Consider the following 18,359-nt stretch of genomic DNA (forward strand, 5'->3'; position numbering starts at 1 on the left):
TGCCCTTGCTTGAACCGCCTCCGGAGCTGTCCCCGCCCTCATCCGGGTAGGAGAAGGTCAGGCCGTCATCCTTCAGGTCAACCTGAACCAGGCCGCCCTTGACCAGCTTGCCAAAGAGCAGTTCCTCGGCGAGCGGCTTCTTGACGTGCTCCTGAATAACCCGGGCGAGCGGGCGGGCGCCGTAAAGACGGTCGTAGCCCTTCTCGCCAAGCCAGGTGCGAGCCGCATCGCTGAGCTCGATGGTCACGCCTCGGTCGGAGAGCTGCACCTCAAGCTGCATGATGAACTTCTCGACCACGCGGGAGATGATTTCCGGCGTCAGGTTACGGAACGGAATGATCGCATCCAGACGGTTCCGGAATTCCGGGGTGAACATCCGGTTGATCGCCTCGGAATCGTCTCCTTCGCGTTCCGTCCGCATGAAGCCGACAGCTTCCTTCGCCAGATCGGATGCACCGGCATTGGTCGTCATGATCAGGATGACGTTCCGGAAATCGACGTTTTTGCCGTTATGGTCCGTCAGCTTGCCGTGATCCATGACCTGCAACAGCACGTTGAAGAGATCGGGATGGGCCTTTTCAATTTCGTCCAGCAGCAGCACACAGTGCGGGGTCTGATCGACAGCGTCCGTCAGCAGTCCGCCCTGGTCGAAACCGACATAGCCCGGAGGTGCGCCGATCAGACGGGAGATGCTGTGACGCTCCATATATTCCGACATGTCGAAGCGGGTAAGCTCGATACCGAGCGCATTTGCCAGCTGGCGCGCCACCTCGGTCTTGCCGACACCGGTCGGGCCAGAGAAGAGATAGTTGCCGATCGGCTTTTCAGGCTCACGGAGACCTGCTCGTGAGAGCTTGATCGCGGTCGCCAGGGACGCAATGGCATCGTCCTGACCGAAGACCACGGTCTTCAGATCGCGCTCCAGATTCTTCAGCACGGTCTTGTCGTCGGTCGACACGCTCTTCGGAGGTATCCGGGCGATCTTGGCAACGATCTCCTCGACTTCCTTCACGCCGATGGTCTTGCGCCGTTTGGACGGGGCAACCAGCATCTGCGCCGCGCCGACCTCGTCGATCACGTCGATCGCCTTATCCGGCAATTTGCGGTCGCCGATATATTTCGCGGAGAGTTCGACGGCCGTCTTCAATGCCTCGGCAGTGAAGCGCACCTTGTGATGCTCTTCGTAATAAGGCTTCAGGCCCTTCAGGATCTTGATACTGTCCTCGATGGACGGCTCTTTCACGTCGATCTTCTGGAACCGGCGGACCAGCGCGCGGTCCTTCTCGAAATGGGTCCGGAATTCCTTGTAGGTGGTCGAGCCAATGCAGCGCAGGGCGCCGGACTGAAGCGCAGGCTTCAGCAGGTTCGACGCGTCCATGGCCCCGCCGGAGGTCGCACCGGCACCGATCACCGTATGGATCTCATCGATGAAAAGGACGGCGTCCGGGTTCCGCTCAAGTTCCGAGACGACGGCCTTCAGCCGCTCCTCGAAATCGCCGCGGTAGCGCGTACCGGCAAGCAGAGAGCCCATGTCGAGCGAGAAAATCTGGGCGTTCTGCAGCACCTCGGGAACTTGTCCGTCCACGATGCGGCGTGCCAGCCCTTCCGCGATGGCGGTCTTGCCGACACCGGGATCGCCGACATAGAGCGGGTTGTTCTTGGTCCGGCGGCACAGAATCTGGATGGTGCGCTCGACCTCGAACTCCCGGCCGATCAGCGGATCGATCTTGCCGGCCATCGCCTTCTTGTTCAGATCCACGCAATAGGCGTCTAGCGCCTCGTTGCCGCTCTTGTTCACGGTGTCCTGCTTGGCGTCCTCATCGGCGCCGTCGACCCGGGGGGCCTCCGTCTGGCCATGCACCTTGGCAATACCGTGGGAGATATAGTTCACCGCATCGAAGCGGGACATTTCCTGCTCCTGCAGGAAGTAAACAGCGTGGCTTTCCCGCTCGGAGAACAGGGCGACCAGAACGTTCGCGCCCGTCACCTCTGCCCGGCCGGAGGATTGCACGTGGATCACGGCCCGCTGGACGACCCGCTGAAAGCCGGCAGTTGGCTTGGCTTCTTCTTCCTGACCGCCGATCAGGTTCATCAGGTCATTGTCGATATAACCGGCGAGATCGCTGCGCAATCGCTCGACATCGACGTCGCAGGCCCGCATCACGGCGATGGCGTCCTGATCGGTCGTCAATGCGTAGAGCAAGTGCTCGAGCGTCGCATATTCGTGGCTGCGCTCGTTCGCGAGATCGAGAGCTCTATGCAGGCTTTCCTCTAGATTTTTCGACAACATGTGTGCTCAAGCCTTTTCCAGAGTGCATTGCAACGGGTGCTGGTGCTGACGGGCAAAATCCATCACTTGGGTCACCTTGGTTTCCGCGACTTCGTATGTATAAACACCGCAAATACCGACACCGCGTTGGTGGACATGCAGCATTATGGTCGTCGCCTCTTCCCTATTCTTAGAGAAGAATCTTTCCAGAACGTGAACGACGAACTCCATAGGCGTATAATCGTCATTCAGCATGATGACTTTATACATCGCCGGCTTCTTGGTTTTGGGGCGTGCCTTGATAACCACGCCCGTGTTGGTACCGTCGCCGGTCTTGTCGTCGTCTTTGCTCATTTTCAGAACCGTAACTATCCCGCACCGCACCGGGCCGGTCTCCACATGCTGCGTAATCTAAATTAAGTCGTCGCGGGCCGGAAGAAAGCCCGGGCGGGAATTCCCGCCTGACCTCTTGCCCGATGCGAATAGGGTGACAGACATTTCGTGTCGAGCACAAGCCGTCGCAAGGTTAAATCCGACAGGCAATGCCCAATTGTCGGATCAAAAAAACATCGCGCCCTGGAAAACCGGGGCCCAGACCGGGCCGAAGAAGCCAAACGCAAAAAGCCCGGCTAAAAAAGCCGGGCTTCCGCTAGTCCTATGTGACGCTGCCTGTTAGGCGGCAATCGGCTTGGACAGTTTTTCGAAGGTGCCGGTCAGGCTTTCCTGGATCGGCTTGATCGCTTCGTTGGCCGTCTTGACGGACATCTCGGAAATCTTGGTGATTTCCCCGACTGCCTTGTCATAGCTTTTCTTGCTCACGTCGTTCTGCAGTTCCATCAGTTCGTTGACGGTCTTGCAGCCCATTACGGTCTTTCCGGTTTCGACGGAGACCTCAACGCTTTCCTGACCGAAGGCATAGAGCTCTTTGCCGATGGCCTCGAAGCCCTTGGACCAGGTGTTCATCGCCGTGACATAGGCATCGTAATTGGCCTTGCCAAGCGACGCATACTCATCATAGCCGCCATAGAGGGCTTTCTGGGCCTTCTCGGCATGCTCTTTCATGAGCTCGACCGCCTGGCCATAGCTCTTCTCGGCAACTTCCTGAGTCGCCTTCACAGCGGCTTCAACAGTTTCCTTACCAGCAGCGACCGCGTCTTCAACCTGGCCGGCAGCAGCGGTAGAGGTGGTTTTCTTCGCAACCATTTTTCACTCTCCTTGCGCATTCGTTGTCAAAATTCGGGGTCTTACCCCGGCGGGCCGCAGGCATGTCCTTTGGACACGCACACTCAGTCAGGATATGTCTGGGCTCATGCTGCACTGCAACATACACGGTAAAATAGGATTTATCGGAAAAAGGTCAAGTGTATTTTTTGTGCATTGCAGCATTATTGCATCGAACGCACGTGCCGCTCGCATTCTCCAGCCTCTTAACCTCCGGGTGATTACGTAATCACCCTCGAATTCGAGACCATGTTTAATTTTGTTTCAATCGGTTATGGACAAGAGCTAAGCTCTTACATAAGATTTCGGGGGTTTTCGGTAAGGCTTAGCCGTATTGTAACTTCTGGCAGTGCGGAACATTGGGGGGCATATGGCGGACAGCGTGACACAGCGAGCCTTCAGGACTTTCTGCGCCCTTACGGTCGGCTTGATGGTCTGGCTGGCGGCTGGGAGCGCCGAGGCACGCTACGCCTCCTTCGTCATGGACGCGGACACTCTGGACGTCCTCTACGCCAAGAATGCCGATACCAGAAACTACCCCGCATCGCTCACCAAGATCATGACCCTCTACATGATTTTCGACGCCTTGGATAAAGGCAAGGTTACGCTGAAGACCCGAATGAAGGTTTCCAAGCGTGCCGCAGGTCAGCCTCAAACCAATATAGGTTTGCGTAGAGGCGAGCGCATCTCCGTCAAGGACGCGATCCTCGCCCTGGTCACCCGCTCCGCAAACGACGTCGCCACCGTGGTCGGGGAGCATCTGCAAAAAAGCGAAGTCAATTTCGCCGTTGCGATGACCAAGAAAGCACGCGCGCTCGGCATGACCAAGACCAGCTTCCGGAACGCCTCGGGCCTGCCCAATCGCCGGCAGAAGAGCACCGCGCGGGATATGGCGAAACTCGGGCTTCGGATCCAGCGCGACTTTCCGCAATATTACCACTTCTTCCGGACCAAGAAATTCACCTACAAGGGCCGCACCTACGGTAATCACAACAACCTGCTCGGCCGCTATTCCGGAACCGACGGCATCAAGACGGGCTACACCCGTGCCTCCGGTTTCAATCTGGTGTCCTCCGTTCACCAGGGCGACAGGCACCTGATCGCCGTGGTTTTCGGCGGCCGGACCGCCAAATCCCGTGACCGGCACATGATCTCACTGCTCAATCGCGGCTTTAAAAAAGCGGAACTGATTGCCCGCAACCGGACCCCCGCACCGATCCCGATGGCACGCCCGGCCTTCGACGAGAACGGCATCGTTCAACTCGCCGCCGCGCAATCTGCTATTACCGATACAGCCCTGCAACCCGGCATGGGCCTGCAAAAAGGAACGGCCCTGCAGCCGGCTCCCGGCGGATCGGACCGTGACTGGGGCATTCAGGTCGGCGCGTATTCGAGCAAGGGCCCGGCGGAAGCAATGATCAGCACGGCTCGCCAGCATCTGAAGAAAGCACTGCAAGGTTCGGTCGATTCCGTTGAGCGCGTAACCCGCGACCACGGCACCGTCTACCGCTCCCGCATCACCGGTCTGAGCGAGGCCGGCGCCCGCAATGCCTGCGCCCTGCTGGCACGCAAGCACGTGCCCTGCGTCCCTGTTCCGGGCAATGAAGGCCTCGAAGTCGCCACCATCCCGGCGGGCGGCTGAGCAAAAAAAGCGCCGCTATCTCCAAGCGGCGCCTTTCCTGTCATATTCCAAAAGAGCGATCAGATGTCCGGCGGTGTCTCGCCGACAGCTGTCAGCGCGTCCCTGAGCTGACCCTTCAACCGGTCCAGACCTTCCTGGGTCTGTGACTCGCAGCGAGCGACCAGCACGTCCTGAGTGTTGGAGGCGCGCAACAGCCACCAGCCATCCGGCGTGTTGACCCTGACCCCGTCCGCATCCGACACCTCAATACCGTCCTGGCCGGAAAGCCATTCCTTGACCTCCTTCACCACGTCAAACTTGCGGGTATCGTCGCACTGGAACCGCATTTCAGGCGTGTTCATGACCTGTGGCAGCGCGTCCCGGATCGCCGACAGCGGCTCGTCCCGGTGGCTCAGCCCCTCGATCAGCCGGACGGCCGCATAGAGCGCGTCGTCGAAGCCGTAATAGCGGTCCTTGAAGAAGATATGACCGCTCATCTCACCGGCGAGCGGTGCGCCGGTCTCCGCCATCTTGGTCTTGATCAGGGAATGACCTGTCCGCCACATCAGTGGCTTGCCGCCGAATTCCGCGATCTTGTCGAACAGCACCTGGCTCGCCTTCACGTCGGCGATAACGGTCGCGCCCGGATTTTCCTTCAGCACGTCCTCAGCCAGCACGGTCAGCAGCTGATCGCCCCACAGCACCCGGCCCTTGTCGTCGATGACGCCGATACGATCGCCGTCGCCATCGAAGGCAATCCCTAGATCGGCACCGCGCTCCAGCACCATGGCCACGAGATCCTCGAGATTCTCGGGAACGGTCGGGTCCGGGTGATGGTTCGGGAAGGTTCCGTCGACTTCAGGGAACAGCACCTTGTGGTTCGAGGGCAGCCGCATGCAGACCTGGTTCACTGACGGGCCGGCAGCGCCGTTACCGCAGTCCCAGACGATCTTCAGCTGGCGGCCCAGGCTGACGTCCCGCAGCAGGCGGTCGACATAGCTGTCGAGAATATCGGCATCCTCGACCGAGCCCTCGCCGCTCTCGAAGTCACCTTCCGACGCGATCCGGCCAAGATCCTGAATATCGGCACCGAAGAACGGCCCTTTGCCCAGCATCATCTTGAAACCGTTGTGGTTCGGCGGATTGTGCGAGCCGGTGATCATGATCCCGCCATCGGTCTCGAGGGCATAGACCGAATAATAGAGCATCGGCGTGGCGACACCGCCAAGCCGGGTGACGGCGATTCCGGCCGCCATCAGCCCCTCGACCACCGCCGCTTCCATGTCCGGCGAGCTGAGCCGCCCGTCGCGTCCGACAGACACCTTTGTGCCGCCGTTCCGGATGACCCGCGTTCCAAACGCCCGGCCGAGAGCCCGCGCATCGTCGGTACTCAGCGTATCGCCAACAACACCGCGAACGTCATATTCCCGAAGGATCGTCGGCCGGAACTGATGCGCACTCATGCTGAAACCTTCGCATCAACTGTGCTGCGTCCGACGCAGACATAGGTGAAGCCGGCATCGGCCATATCGTCCGGGTTGTAGACGTTGCGCAGATCGACCATCAGCGGCTCCTTCAGCAATCCCTTGATGCGCTTCAGATCAAGCGCCCGGAACTCGTTCCACTCGGTGATGAGCACAACGACATCGGCCCCGTCGATGGGAGCATATGCATTGTCACACATCTCGACACCCGGGAGCATCTCCCGCGCTTCCTTCATGCCTTCGGGATCGTAAGCCTTCACCGTGGCACCGGCAGCCTGCAGGGCCGGCAGAATGTCGAGGCTCGGGCTGTCACGCATATCGTCCGTGTTCGGCTTGAAGGTCAGGCCGAGGACAGCAATGGTCTTGCCGGAGACGGTGCCGCCACAGGCCTGAATGACCTTGTCCGCCATCTGCTTCTTGCGTTTGTCGTTGATATCGACAACCGTCTCGACGATCCGCAACGGCGCCTTGTAATCCTGCGCGGTCTTGACCAGCGCCAGGGTGTCTTTCGGGAAGCAGGAACCGCCGTAACCGGGGCCCGGGTGCAGGAACTTCCGGCCGATCCGCCCATCGAGGCCGATACCGCGCGACACGTCATGCACATCGGCGCCGACCTGTTCGCAAAGATCCGCAATTTCATTGATGAACGTGATCTTGGTCGCGAGGAAGGTGTTCGCCGCGTATTTGATCAGCTCGCTGGTCTGCAAGGAGGTGAAGACGATCGGCGTCTCGATCAGATAAAGCGGCCGGTAGATTTCCCGCATCGCTTCCTGGGCGCGTTCGCTTTCCGTGCCGATCACCACCCGGTCGGGCCGCATGAAGTCGGTGATCGCGGCACCTTCCCGCAGGAACTCCGGGTTCGAGCAGACGTCGAACTCGACGTCCGGTCGTTCTTCGCGAATGATCCGCTCCACCTCTCGACCCGTTCCGACAGGCACAGTCGACTTGGTGACAACGACGGTATACCCGGTCATCGCTGCGGCGATCTCTTTCGCAGCGCCGTAGACATAGGAGAGATCCGCATGGCCGTCGCCGCGCCGTGTCGGCGTGCCGACTGCGATGAAGACCGCATCCGCGTCCCTGACAGCCGAGGTCAGGTCCGTGGTGAAGGTCAGCCGCCCTGCCCGCACATTATTGGCGACAAGGTCATCCAGGCCCGGCTCGAAGATCGGAATCTCTCCGCGATCGAGACGCGAAATCTTCACCTCGTCCTTATCGACGCAGACAACGTCGTTACCGAACTCCGAAAAGCAGGCTCCGGATACCAGGCCAACATAGCCGGTACCGATCATGGCAATACGCATGAATTTACTCCGTTATCAGGCGTAATTCTTCAAAAAGCTCCGGACGGCATCGGCCATATCCGGACGGTCGAGAGCATAGGCGATATTCGCTTCAAGGAAGCCGGCCTTGCTGCCGCAGTCGAACCGGTGCCCGTCGAAGAGTAGACCGTTGAATGGCTGCAGGCCGAGCTGGCGGGCCATAGCGTCCGTCAGCTGGATTTCGCCGCCGGCCCCCTTTTCGAAACGCGCCAGATCCTCGAACACTTTCGGCTGCAGGATATAGCGCCCGATGATTGCGTAGTTCGATGGCGCGTCGACCGGCTTCGGCTTTTCCACCAGGCCCCGGACTTCGATCAGCCGGTCCTTCACTTCGCCCGGTGTGATGACGCCGTAGGACTGGGTCTGCTCGCGCTCAACTTCCATGGCCGCGACCATGTTGCCGCCAACCTTGTTGTAGGCGTCGACCATCTGCTTCAGGCAGCCCTGACCGTTCAGGATCAGGTCATCCGCGAGCAGAACCGCGACCGGTTCCATACCGACGAAATTCCGCGCGCACCAGACCGCGTGGCCGAGGCCAAGCGGCTCCTGTTGACGGGTATAGGAAAACTGACCGGGCTGCGGGATCGTCGCCTCGATGACCTTCAGCGCCTCTTTCTTGCCGCGGTCTTCGAGCATGGACTGCAGCTCGAACGCATGGTCGAAATGATCCTCTATCGCGGACTTGCCACGGCCGGTGACGAAGATGAACTCCTCGATCCCGGCGGCACGGGCTTCCTCCACGGCGTACTGGATGAGCGGTTTGTCGACAACCGGGAGCATTTCCTTCGGCATAGACTTGGTTGCCGGCAGGAAACGCGTGCCAAGCCCCCCGACCGGAAAGATCGCCTTCCGCACTGGTACTGGCATATCAGAACCTCTAATCGTTTCTTCGGTCCGCTACCCCGCCAGCGTCGTTGACAAGGCAATCCGTTATTCGCACAGAAACAGCGAAAACAGCAAGGATCGCTTGGCTCAGGAACCGAGCAGAATTTCTTTAGCTTCGTTGATCTGGGCCGCGAGGTAGTCGGACCCGCCACGATCGGGATGATTGACCATCATCAGGCGACGGTGCGCTTCCCGAATCGCAGCCTCGTCCGCGCCTTCCTCAAGCCCCAGGATCTCCAGCGCCTGCTCTCGCGACATAGCTCCCGAGCCGGACGATGTCCGATCTGCACCTGCAGCCTCTCCCGCCCGCTCCTGCCAGTCCGGCCCGTAGGCGGCATCGAGATAACTTTCCAGCACCGCGACGGACTGCGGATCGTTCCGGACGCAGTCCGCCAGCAGCTCCAGTACGTCGTTGAAGGACAGAGCCGACAGCTGCATTCCCGCAAAACGGCCGCGCAGCACCTCGCCGTCCATCGCTCCACTGTCATGATCCAGACTGACAGCGAGCGTTTCCGTGCGTACCGCGCTGCTCTGCCCGGAAGCCGGACCGCGTGCCATTTTGACAGCGTTCCGGAAACGGCGAAAAAGAGCGCCGGCACGCATGAAGAACGGCAGCCCGACCAACCCCGCATACATCAGCCAGTCGAAACGCCGGAAGAAAATCAGCGCGATTACCAGAAGACCAAGCAGACCAAGCCCGACCCATTTCGCGGTCGTGCGAATCTTTGCCGGATCGGCATTGATAAACCAGTAGCCGATCAGTCCGAGCCCGACCAACAGGCTGCCGCCCAGTATCAGAAACTGCACCTAGCTATCCTCCTGCCGGGCGATCATCCCGCCGGTCACCGTCATTTGCCGAAACGGTGTGTCAGCCGCAACGCCGCACCACCCCGCCGTGCTGAAAAGTCCTGCAGGGCCTTCCTGCCGCCCGCGGCATAAACGGCGACCGCCGCCAGTAAATCCCGGAGCTGCTGGGCGCTGCTGCCGTCGAACGGACAGCAAGCGCCCTTGGTAAGACGCGCAATCTGTTCGAATGCACGCCGCGCCACAGGATCGCCGCCTTCGTGAAAGATGAAGACCGGGACCCCGAGGACGCCCAGTTCACCGGCCCGGTGACAGACCGCATCAATATCCTCTTCGAATGCATCGCCGACAAACACCACCGCCTGCACCCTCTCCTTACCGGTCTCGGAAATGACATGGCCAAGCAAGCGTTCGATCTGAGTCTGGCCTCCAAGGCAGAATACGCCGGTCATCTCCCGCAGCAGCTTCTGCGTATCCGTCAGCCAGGCGCTGGCCTTGAACTCGCCGAAACCACGATAATAGGCAAGCTGTACCGCAAGACCGCCAAGAGCTGCCGTTTCTGAAAACATCTCGCCCTGGAGCTGGCAGGCCCGGTCCCAGGAAGGCTCACGGCTGGCAGTCGCATCCATGGCGAAGAGCAGCCGCCCCGGACGACCAGCCGGAACTGCGGCCGGCGCGCTGCGGACACGGTGCACGAAGGCGTCTATATCTGACTGAGACGAGACCGGACCCGACCGTGCCGCTCCCGGTCTGTCAACAATCCCGCCGGTCTTTTTTCCTGTGGTCATCTTCGCCGCTTCACTTTCCTCGAGGCTTTAGCATTATGTTGCATCGCAGCCTGAGGTTTCCAACCCGCATCACAGGGAGATCATAATGGAGTTCCGTGTCAGGGCACTGTTGGAAAAGGACGCAGGGCGCGTAGCGGAGATGGCCGCCGCCTTGTCCGCCCATGAAGGCATGCCGCCGCCACCCTTCGGGGCCGACGACGTGATCCGCTATGCTTTCGGCAAACAGAAACGGTTCGACGGCATCGTTGTCGAGCTTGATTCGGAGCTGATCGGGTACACCATCTTCATCGACAGCTTCAATATCGGCCTCGGAACGCCGGGCCTTCACATGCTCGATCTCTATGTCGAGGACCGGGCCCGTGGCAGCGGAGCGGGGCGCGCCCTGATCGGCGCCGTAGCGGCGGAGACCATCGCCCGTGGCGGATCATGGGTCGTCTGGCAGTCCCTGCCGACCAACACTGTCGCGATTGAGTTCTATCATCATATCGGCAGCCGGCAGTATCAGGCGGCCGATTTCGAGCTCAGTGGAATTACCCTGAACGAGATGGCAGCCGAGTCGAGCTGGCGCTGAGCTCGATGAGACGCCTATGCGGCGCCCGGCCAGACCAGCTCCAGACGAATGCCTCCCGGCTCGCGGAACATCATGTGCTTCCGCGGCCCGGCCCCCATGAATTCCGGCATGAACTCGATTTCCACCCCTGGCCATTCACGCACACGCTCGGCAGTGGCGTTGAGGACATCCTCGTCCGGAACCTCGATGGCAAGGTGATGCAGGCCAATATTCGCCCGCCGGTCGAAACTGACCACGTCCTGCGAATGATCGACCTGCCAGAGCGTCAGGCGCAGGGTGCCGTCCGTCACCGCATTGCGTGGATAACTCTCGTCACGCGCCAGTTCCTCCCACCCGAGCACCTCGACAAAGAACCGGGTGGTCTCGTCCAGATTACGGACAGACAGGCCAAGATGGTTCAGTCCGGCAGTCACACTCACGGCGAAGCCCCTTACATGCGGCAAATGGCGGATATGAAATCCTGAAATCTTGTCGACACGGCAACTATTCCTGCCCCTCTTCCCCCATCAGCGACGGAGTCTCGACAGCTTCGTCATTCGGCTCACTGGAGTGCGGCGTCGGTATCCGGTTTGGCAGCTGCAGCGAGTTCAACAGGCCCCGGACTTCCTGCCGGGCGGCAACATGGGAGAGTTGTGGCTTGCCGCTGTCACCGATCTCGAAGACATCGAGCATGGTCAGGCCGCGCAGAAACAACTCTCGGAAGATCACCCGCTCACTGAAACCGGGCGCCACCCTGAAGCCTATCCGCTTTGCCAGCAGACCAACCACGCGCTCCATTTCCTGCTTGTTGCGAGCTGCGAGACTGGAGAGGCGGTTACGCATCACGATCCAGTCAAGCGTGCCGCCATCACGGGCTGCTTTCTGCTTCCGGGCTTCCCAGACCATCTCGGAATAGACACTCGGCTTGATGATTTCTCCGGTTTGGCCATCGACATTGGCGAGCATGTCGAGATCGACGAAGCTGTCATTCAGGGGCGTGACCAGCTTGTCGGCATAGCCGGTCGCGAGACGACCGACATAAGTGTCCGTACCCGGGCAATCGATCAACACGAAGTCGCACTCGCTGCGCAATTTCTTCAGCACCGCCTCGAACCTTTGCCTGTCCTCGGCTTCCGCTTCCTGCCGGTTCGGCTTGTCGCTGCGGGAGAGAAAAACATGCACGGGCATCGGCATGGAAATGCCGTCGTTCTTCATCGTCCCCGCGCGGTTGGAGAGATAGCGGGTCAGCGTCCATTGACGCATATCGAGGTCGATGGAGCCGACTTTGAATCCAAGCCTGAGGAGCGCCACGATCACATGCATGGAGCCGGTCGATTTGCCGGAGCCGCCTTTCTCGTTTCCGAAAACGAGAACTGTAGCCGGATCATCAGGCCCAAGCGGCGCTGGCGTCTTAGCGCCGGTATCCGGAGATTGGTCGGTCACGTCGTCACCTCGCGAACAAATGCCTTCGGTTCTTATCTCCGGTCCCTATCGGCGTAAAGAGAGAAGCCGCATCAGTGGATACGTCACCCCCCAGATCTACCGTTACGAAGGTCCGGCACGCACGCAGTCCAGGCCTCCTGGAAAGCAACTCCGATACTGGACGAGATCAACCACCGAACAGAAGAGCTGCCCGCAGAAGGGCCGCCCAGAAAAGTGTCACCAGAATATATGCGAGAACCTGTTTCTTGACCTAAAAATCATATTTCTTCATTTAAATAGTGCCTTTTTGCAGCGATCTGACAACTTTCCAGAAAATCTGCCACGCACAATTGTCTAGTCTGCAAAACAGGAAAATTTTCTTTTTTTCGAATATTTTTAAGCGAGCTGATACTTCACCTAACGCCTGCTTTTTCGTCAACTGGGCATACCATTTGGCGCGGGAGGTCGCGATGAACCTGACAATGGAACACCGAACCGCTCGGTACACTGGCGATATTCATGAGCTTCTGTTTAATCAAGTCGGCACGATCAGCAAGGCGGGAGGGCATGACGACCCGCGCTCGCCAGAGGTTGGTCTCTGGGTCTTCTTGCCGAAGGAAGCCGATTACGAGGCCGTGCTGATTCGCCGGCGCGACTGGGAAGAGGCTATGCTCCAATATTAATCCCGGATTGACCGCACGGTTTTATCATCCCATTTCTACCCGGCAGTGGTGAGCCGGGGAGCAAACGGGATGACAGCGGACATTCCGCAATGGAACGAACTGGATACAGCCGCATTCCTGGCTGAAGGCGACGTGTTTGTCCCCCGGCGAGAGGAACAGATCCGGATCGTGACGGACCGGCTGTTCGAAGGGAAAACACGCCCAGCCTGTGTTTTCGATCTTTGCAGCGGCGAAGGCCTGATGACGAAAGCGATCCTGGACCGTGACCCCGACGTGAAGGTCACGGCTTATGACGCATCGCCGGGCATGCTGAAGGCAACGGCCAAGACGGCCGGCGATGCTGCAACGCGCCTGACAGCCAGGCCCTTCCGCCTCGAAGAGTTGGACTGGCGGTTTCATGCGGAACCGGCGGACGCCGTCGTTTCCTCGCTCGCCGTTCATCATCTGGACGGGCCGGGCAAGGCGAGACTGTTCCGCGATCTGTTCCGAATCCTCACCCCGGGCGGTGTGTTCGTCCTTGCCGATCTCGTCGAGCCGGCCTCCGATGCCGCGCGGCGCAGTTTTGCCCGGCAATGGGAGCACGAAGTCGAGCAGCGCTCGCTCGCACTCCGGGGAGACAGCTCCGGGCTGGAGCGGTTCCGCGCCCTGGACTGGAACCACTACGATCCGCGCGTGCCCGACCCTCTGGACAAGCCCTCAACACTGGTGGAACAGACGGACTGGCTGCGGGATGCCGGTTTCGAGCAGGTGGACCTGCTCTGGTGCGTTGCCGGCCACGTCATCCTTTCGGCCGTGAAACCGGCGGCATAGTCCCGCCGGCCACACCTCAGAAATAGCGGATCAGCGTCAGACTGACGAAATCGTCACGCTCCAGCGCCGTGAGACCGTTCTCGCTGTCCGCATTGAGGAAGAAACGGGCAACCGCCTCTACCTTCCAGGCATCCCCGATCCGGCGTTCCGCCTCCAGAGACAGCAAGGTCGAGCCGTCCTCGTTATCGACCACCGCCCCGGCAAGGATCGAGGTGTCGTCCACATCATTGAAGGTCAGCCGCGTGCCGACGAATGTGTCGTTGTTGGCAAGCGTGCCCGGCGCACTGCCATCCTCGTCCCGGCCGTCATACTGATATTCGGCCAGAAACCCGAGATCCATGTCACTGCCGCGAATGCCGAAGAGCGTATATTCGAACCCGGCGACAGCAGCGGGGAAATAGTCCCCGTGCCCGCCCCTCCCGATGGCCTCCAGTTTCCAGAGCCAGGCATCCGTGGTGTATTGCAGATCCAGACCGGTCTGGTCGATCTGGTCGTAATAAGGCGTCAAGTTGGACGGATTGGCGGGATCGAGCGCGAGCAGACGTGGCTCGCGGCTGGTGCCATGAAAATGCGACAACCCAACATCAAAATCGCCAATCACCTGGGACCAGCGGACCGCAAGGTCCGGATGGAACTCTTCCGCATCCGAGTCATATTGCGCGTCATCGTCGACACGCACACCGCTGCTCAGCCGAGCATCCGCATCGGGAAATGTGCGCTCACGGAAATAGGGCATAACGAAAAAGCTGAACGTGCCCAGGTCGCTCGGCACCGCAAGCTGGACCATCGGCTGGCCGAGCTTGTCTTCCAGGTCCACATCCTCGACCCCGTCGCTCTGGTTGACGATGTCCACCAAGTGACGAGACTCAGTCACGCCCCAGAAGACCTTGTCGGCGCCGATCACCAGATCGTAGCCATCGCCGATATGCAGCCAGTTGGCCTCCCGGAGATCGACATGGGTCCGGCTGTCATCGTCCCTGTCGACACGCGCATAAGGCACCAGCGTGAGACGATCGACTCCGCCGTTCCAGTCCGCTGTGATTTCCGGCTCCAGGTAGAAGGACGGACTGACAGCCCGGTCCCGCTGTGGCCCTAAGGCGGGATCGTTCGGGAACACCCGGAGCTCCATGCCGAGCTCCAGACTGGTTTCTATGTTCGGCTCCTTCGCCAGAGCGGGCAGAGCACCGGCGGCGAGGCAAAGCCCCGCCGCCGCAATACGGACACCACTGATCATCTGACGCGCTTCAGCCTGTTCTTCTCGAAATCACCCTCCGAGAGCCCGACCTTGAAGCTGTAATCCTCGAAGGTCAGGGTGGTGGACTTACCGGTCTGGTGGTTGGTCATGTCCATCCGGTGGGTCCGCCAGTACTGGCCCTGATACTGCTTGTAATCGAGCTGCAGCAGGGTTTTCAGGAGCGCATCCTTGCGGTCGTAGAACTCTGTCTTGCGCGGCTGATAATCCTGCTTGTCCACCCATGAGACCTGCTTGGTGTAGCCGGAATGCTCATAGAGCGGTGTACGCTCGACAACGAAGCACTCCATGGTCGGTGCCGCCTCGCCGCAATTCTCGTCCCGCAGCCATGTGTAGTCGTACCGGTCCACTTCCTGGCTCACCAGATCCTCATAGGCGAACTCGGAGCCTACGAAGGGGCCGGACTTGTTCTTGGACGAGATCCGCTTCACCCGCTTCAGGGCCGGCAGGTAAAGCCACTGATCGTCCGGATCCAGGATCTTGGTGTGCGACAGAAAGGCCGTTCCCTCGATATCCCTCGGCTTGTCGAACACAGTGATGCTCTTGTCCCCGACGCCCCGCTCCGGCACTTCGAGGGAGCGGAGCCGCAATTCGCGGACACTGCTCTCTCCCTCAGCGTTACGCAGGATCATCGACATCACGACGTCGCTGTCGCCCCAACCAAGATCCCGCCGGTCGGTCTCCTCGGCAATCGCCCGCCCCTTCTCTTGTGGCGTTTCCGCGTACGCGGATTGCAACACCGGACTGATGGCGAGCACCGCCAGGGCGAGAATGCGCTGAAGTTTTCCCATTTTCTTACTCCGCAGCTTGGGCAATGGGAGCCTGTCCGGCATCCCGGTCTTTGCGCCGGCCGTCGAGAAACAGCAGCATGGCCGGCAACAGGAGGAAGTCGATGATGATGGCCATGACCAGCGTGATCGCGGTCAGCATCCCCATGGACCCGTTGATTTTGAAAGTGGAGAGGGAGAGCACCGCGAACCCTGCGACCAGGATGGCGGTGGTGACCCAGAGCGCCGTGCCGACCGTCGAGAAGGCATAGCGCACCGCGTCCTCCGCATCCTCGCCCCGCTCGACCCGGGCGCGCCGGTATTTCGAGAGGAAATGCACCGTCGCATCGACAATGATCCCGAGGCTGGTCGCGGTCACGACCGAGGACGCCATGCCGACTTCGCCGACTGTCAGCCCCCAGATCCCGAAGGCCATGGCCGCGGGCACGAGGTTTGGAGCCAGAGAAATGGCGCCGAGCTTCATGCTCCGAAGCGCAATGGTCAGCGTTGCGGAGATCAGCAGGAAGGCGAAGAAAGTACCGGTCAGCATGCCCTCGATATTGCGCTTGGCAATATAGGCGAACATGACGAACGGTCCCGATGCCCGGGTTTCGGCCGCGCTCGGGAAATGATCCTGAAGCCAGGCCGAGGCTTCCTCGTCCAGCGCCCGGAGCTCGTTGGTGGTGATGTTCTCCAGCGTGGCGATAACCCGCACCGCCGACTTGTCGACATTCACCTGGTTGTTCAGGTCGAGCCCGAACGGCAGGGACATCTCGAACAGCAACAGATACTGCGCGGCAAGGTCCCGTTCGTCCGGCAGCTTGTACCAGTCCGGATCGTCACCATGCATGTTCTTGTTCAGGCGTTTGAAGATATCGGTCAACGTGAGCACGTGGACCACCTCACCGCGCGCCCTCAGGAACTGCGTGAAATCCTCGAGACGGCGCAGATAATCGGGATCGGAGATCCCGCCGCTCTCGGCCGCCGGAATGCTCCACTGGGCCTGATAGATTCCGGAGAGATTGTCCGTCGCCCAGTCCGTGTCGTTCCGGAACTGGATGCTCTTGTCGAAATACTTCACGAACTGATCGTTCAGCTCGATCTTCGGAATAAAGGCGACAAGTCCGGCAACAAGGGCGAGCGTGCCAATCATGATCGGGCCACGGCGCCGGATAACGAATTCCGCCAGCCGCTCCATGGCCACGCTTTCATGCTCCTCCCGCGGCTTGATACGCACCGGCAGAACGGCCATCAGGGCCGGCAGGAAGGCGATGGAGAAGAACCAGGCCGCCCCCACACCCATTGCCGTGATGTTGCCAAGATCCCGAAACGGTGGCGCATCGGAGAAATTCAGCGACATGAAGCCGATCATGGTGGTCAGACTGGTCAGGAAGACCGGCTGGAAATTCACCCGAAGGCTCTCCACCAGAGCATCCCGCTTGGACATCCCCCGCCTCATGCCATGGAACATGCTGATCAGCACGTGGACAGAATCCGCGATGGCCAGGGTCAGGATGATGGTCGGCGCCGTGACCGAAGGTGGTGTCAGCTGAATACCGAGCCAGCCGGCCAGCCCCATCGCCGTCATGGCCGAGAACGCGATTACCAGAAGCGTCGCGAATGTTCCCGAGATGGACCGCAGAAGCACTGCCATGACCAGCAGCAGAACCCCGTACATCAGCGGGATGAGGGTCTGCATGTCATTCTGCGCGGAAACCGAAAAACTGTTATTGAGCGCCACCGAGCCGGTGATCGCCAGGGTGATGTTCGGATTATCGGCCCGGAAATCAGCGACCAGCCCGTCGACATGGGCCATCGCCTCCGGCACCTCCGTCAACTCCTTCTGGGGCAGCGTGATGGTGATATTGACCATCGTCGTCCGGGCGTCCGGGGAAATGATCCGGTCCCGCAACAGCGGCTCGGTCATCGCGGCCGCGCGAATGCGCTGCAGATCGGCGGCATCGAGCGGACTTTCCGCCGGCACCAGATCGTCAACGATCAGATCGTCTTCTTCCGCCGTGCTGTTCTGGAAATTGGAGATACTATCGACGCGCGTGGCGAAGGGTACCTGCCAGGATTCCTCCGTCAGGTTCCGGATAGCGGCAAGCATGTCAGCCTGGAACACATCGCCATTCTTCGGCTGCAGCACCAGGGAGATATTGTCTTCCTTGTTGAACACCCGCTGCAGCGATTCAAACGCCTGAAGTTGCGGATTTTCCTTACTGAAGAAGACACGGTAGTCAGTGGAAAAGGACAGGAACTGGCCACCGAAGCCCGCCCCCAGTGTTAGCAAAATCGAGACGGCGATAACCGCCCAACGCCAGCGAATGATCCAGAGGGCATATTTCGCTGCCCACCCGGCCTTCCGTATAGCGGAATCCCCGGAACGTACGTCCGACATCGGCCCCTCCTACGACTCAGAGAACGTGCTACTGTCTGTTAGGTGTTAAAAACTAGACTACACCGTGCAGTGTACGTAAA

Annotated in this window: 17 protein-coding genes; 4 read left to right on the top strand and 13 right to left on the bottom strand. The window is 60.1% G+C overall.

The features are described 5' to 3' along the window. The 3 genes from clpA to IG629_RS08865 form a co-directional block, all read right to left on the bottom strand. Window positions 1–2,290, bottom strand: a 2,290-nt coding sequence (gene clpA / locus IG629_RS08855) for an ATP-dependent Clp protease ATP-binding subunit ClpA (RefSeq protein ID WP_193171600.1), incomplete at its 3' end; no start/stop codon positions are given. Window positions 2,291–2,296: 6 nt separating this feature from the next. Beyond that, window positions 2,297–2,623 carry an ATP-dependent Clp protease adapter ClpS gene (clpS, locus tag IG629_RS08860; RefSeq protein ID WP_193171601.1) on the bottom strand — a complete coding sequence of 109 codons (327 nt, stop codon included), beginning with the start codon at window positions 2,621–2,623 and terminating at the stop codon, window positions 2,297–2,299. A 318-nt stretch (window positions 2,624–2,941) separates the two neighbouring features. Continuing rightward, window positions 2,942–3,472, bottom strand: coding sequence for a phasin family protein (locus tag IG629_RS08865; RefSeq protein ID WP_193171602.1), 531 nt, complete (start codon window positions 3,470–3,472; stop codon window positions 2,942–2,944). Window positions 3,473–3,860: 388 nt separating this feature from the next. Here IG629_RS08865 and IG629_RS08870 point away from each other — a divergent pair, with 388 nt between their 5' ends. After that, the gene (locus IG629_RS08870; protein ID WP_226886566.1) at window positions 3,861–5,132 is read left to right on the top strand and encodes a D-alanyl-D-alanine carboxypeptidase; all 1,272 of its coding nucleotides are present in this window, start codon (window positions 3,861–3,863) and stop codon (window positions 5,130–5,132) included. Between the two features lie 59 nt (window positions 5,133–5,191). Here IG629_RS08870 and pgmG read toward each other — a convergent pair whose 3' ends face one another. From pgmG to IG629_RS08895, 5 genes are all read right to left on the bottom strand, one after another. Continuing rightward, complete coding sequence (gene pgmG, locus IG629_RS08875) at window positions 5,192–6,574, bottom strand: phosphoglucomutase/phosphomannomutase PgmG (RefSeq protein ID WP_193171603.1); 1,383 nt, start codon at window positions 6,572–6,574, stop codon at window positions 5,192–5,194. Then, window positions 6,571–7,899, bottom strand: coding sequence for a UDP-glucose dehydrogenase family protein (locus IG629_RS08880; protein ID WP_193171604.1), 1,329 nt, complete (start codon window positions 7,897–7,899; stop codon window positions 6,571–6,573). Before IG629_RS08880 ends, pgmG begins: the two co-directional genes overlap by 4 nt. A 15-nt stretch (window positions 7,900–7,914) precedes the next feature. Then, window positions 7,915–8,784, bottom strand: coding sequence for a UTP--glucose-1-phosphate uridylyltransferase GalU (gene galU, locus IG629_RS08885; RefSeq protein WP_193171605.1), 870 nt, complete (start codon window positions 8,782–8,784; stop codon window positions 7,915–7,917). 105 nt (window positions 8,785–8,889) lie between these two features. Next, a complete protein-coding gene (locus IG629_RS08890; RefSeq protein WP_193171606.1) occupies window positions 8,890–9,609 on the bottom strand; it encodes a DnaJ domain-containing protein in 720 nt (239 codons plus the stop codon). Window positions 9,610–9,650: 41 nt separating this feature from the next. After that, entirely contained in the window at window positions 9,651–10,394 is a 744-nt protein-coding gene (locus tag IG629_RS08895; protein ID WP_226886567.1) for a VWA domain-containing protein, read from the bottom strand. 85 nt (window positions 10,395–10,479) lie between these two features. On the opposite strand from IG629_RS08895, the gene IG629_RS08900 reads away from it, so the two are divergent. Further along, window positions 10,480–10,965, top strand: a complete 486-nt coding sequence (locus IG629_RS08900) for a GNAT family N-acetyltransferase (protein WP_193171607.1) — start codon at window positions 10,480–10,482, stop codon at window positions 10,963–10,965. Between the two features lie 14 nt (window positions 10,966–10,979). On the opposite strand, the gene IG629_RS08905 is transcribed toward IG629_RS08900, so the two are convergent. Further along, on the bottom strand, window positions 10,980–11,384 hold the full coding sequence (locus IG629_RS08905) for a VOC family protein (protein WP_193171608.1): 405 nt from the start codon (window positions 11,382–11,384) through the stop codon (window positions 10,980–10,982). Window positions 11,385–11,448: 64 nt separating this feature from the next. Beyond that, window positions 11,449–12,387 carry a division plane positioning ATPase MipZ gene (locus IG629_RS08910; RefSeq protein ID WP_193171609.1) on the bottom strand — a complete coding sequence of 313 codons (939 nt, stop codon included), beginning with the start codon at window positions 12,385–12,387 and terminating at the stop codon, window positions 11,449–11,451. A gap of 449 nt (window positions 12,388–12,836) precedes the next feature. On the opposite strand from IG629_RS08910, the gene IG629_RS08915 reads away from it, so the two are divergent. Then, a complete protein-coding gene (locus tag IG629_RS08915) occupies window positions 12,837–13,049 on the top strand; it encodes an RNA-binding protein (protein WP_193171610.1) in 213 nt (70 codons plus the stop codon). A gap of 69 nt (window positions 13,050–13,118) precedes the next feature. Next, window positions 13,119–13,859 carry a class I SAM-dependent methyltransferase gene (locus IG629_RS08920; protein ID WP_193171611.1) on the top strand — a complete coding sequence of 247 codons (741 nt, stop codon included), beginning with the start codon at window positions 13,119–13,121 and terminating at the stop codon, window positions 13,857–13,859. Window positions 13,860–13,875: 16 nt separating this feature from the next. Here the strand turns inward: IG629_RS08920 and IG629_RS08925 are convergent, their stop codons facing one another. Genes IG629_RS08925 through IG629_RS08935 form a run of 3 tightly spaced genes read right to left on the bottom strand, consistent with a single transcriptional unit; the run spans window position 13,876 to window position 18,279 of the window. Then, a complete protein-coding gene (locus tag IG629_RS08925; RefSeq protein ID WP_193171612.1) occupies window positions 13,876–15,093 on the bottom strand; it encodes a hypothetical protein in 1,218 nt (405 codons plus the stop codon). Then, window positions 15,090–15,902 carry an outer membrane lipoprotein-sorting protein gene (locus IG629_RS08930; RefSeq protein ID WP_193171613.1) on the bottom strand — a complete coding sequence of 271 codons (813 nt, stop codon included), beginning with the start codon at window positions 15,900–15,902 and terminating at the stop codon, window positions 15,090–15,092. The genes IG629_RS08925 and IG629_RS08930 overlap by 4 nt, the downstream gene beginning before the upstream one ends. 4 nt (window positions 15,903–15,906) lie before the next feature. After that, window positions 15,907–18,279, bottom strand: coding sequence for an efflux RND transporter permease subunit (locus tag IG629_RS08935; RefSeq protein WP_193171614.1), 2,373 nt, complete (start codon window positions 18,277–18,279; stop codon window positions 15,907–15,909). Window positions 18,280–18,359: the final 80 nt, after the last annotated feature.

Origin of the sequence: Nisaea nitritireducens (assembly GCF_014904795.1) — a bacterium.
Classification (GTDB): domain Bacteria; phylum Pseudomonadota; class Alphaproteobacteria; order Thalassobaculales; family Thalassobaculaceae; genus Nisaea; species Nisaea nitritireducens.

What these genes read in the sequence shown, in the direction of transcription:
- clpS (WP_193171601.1), bottom strand. Translation starts at nt 2,623, where the DNA reads ATGAGCAAAGACGACGACAAGACCGGCGACGGTACCAACACGGGCGTG.
- IG629_RS08865 (WP_193171602.1), bottom strand. Translation starts at nt 3,472, where the DNA reads ATGGTTGCGAAGAAAACCACCTCTACCGCTGCTGCCGGCCAGGTTGAA.
- IG629_RS08870 (WP_226886566.1), top strand. Translation starts at nt 3,861, where the DNA reads ATGGCGGACAGCGTGACACAGCGAGCCTTCAGGACTTTCTGCGCCCTT.
- pgmG (WP_193171603.1), bottom strand. Translation starts at nt 6,574, where the DNA reads ATGAGTGCGCATCAGTTCCGGCCGACGATCCTTCGGGAATATGACGTT.
- IG629_RS08880 (WP_193171604.1), bottom strand. Translation starts at nt 7,899, where the DNA reads ATGCGTATTGCCATGATCGGTACCGGCTATGTTGGCCTGGTATCCGGA.
- galU (WP_193171605.1), bottom strand. Translation starts at nt 8,784, where the DNA reads ATGCCAGTACCAGTGCGGAAGGCGATCTTTCCGGTCGGGGGGCTTGGC.
- IG629_RS08895 (WP_226886567.1), bottom strand. Translation starts at nt 10,394, where the DNA reads ATGACCACAGGAAAAAAGACCGGCGGGATTGTTGACAGACCGGGAGCG.
- IG629_RS08900 (WP_193171607.1), top strand. Translation starts at nt 10,480, where the DNA reads ATGGAGTTCCGTGTCAGGGCACTGTTGGAAAAGGACGCAGGGCGCGTA.
- IG629_RS08915 (WP_193171610.1), top strand. Translation starts at nt 12,837, where the DNA reads ATGAACCTGACAATGGAACACCGAACCGCTCGGTACACTGGCGATATT.
- IG629_RS08920 (WP_193171611.1), top strand. Translation starts at nt 13,119, where the DNA reads ATGACAGCGGACATTCCGCAATGGAACGAACTGGATACAGCCGCATTC.
- IG629_RS08925 (WP_193171612.1), bottom strand. Translation starts at nt 15,093, where the DNA reads ATGATCAGTGGTGTCCGTATTGCGGCGGCGGGGCTTTGCCTCGCCGCC.
- IG629_RS08930 (WP_193171613.1), bottom strand. Translation starts at nt 15,902, where the DNA reads ATGGGAAAACTTCAGCGCATTCTCGCCCTGGCGGTGCTCGCCATCAGT.
- IG629_RS08935 (WP_193171614.1), bottom strand. Translation starts at nt 18,279, where the DNA reads ATGTCGGACGTACGTTCCGGGGATTCCGCTATACGGAAGGCCGGGTGG.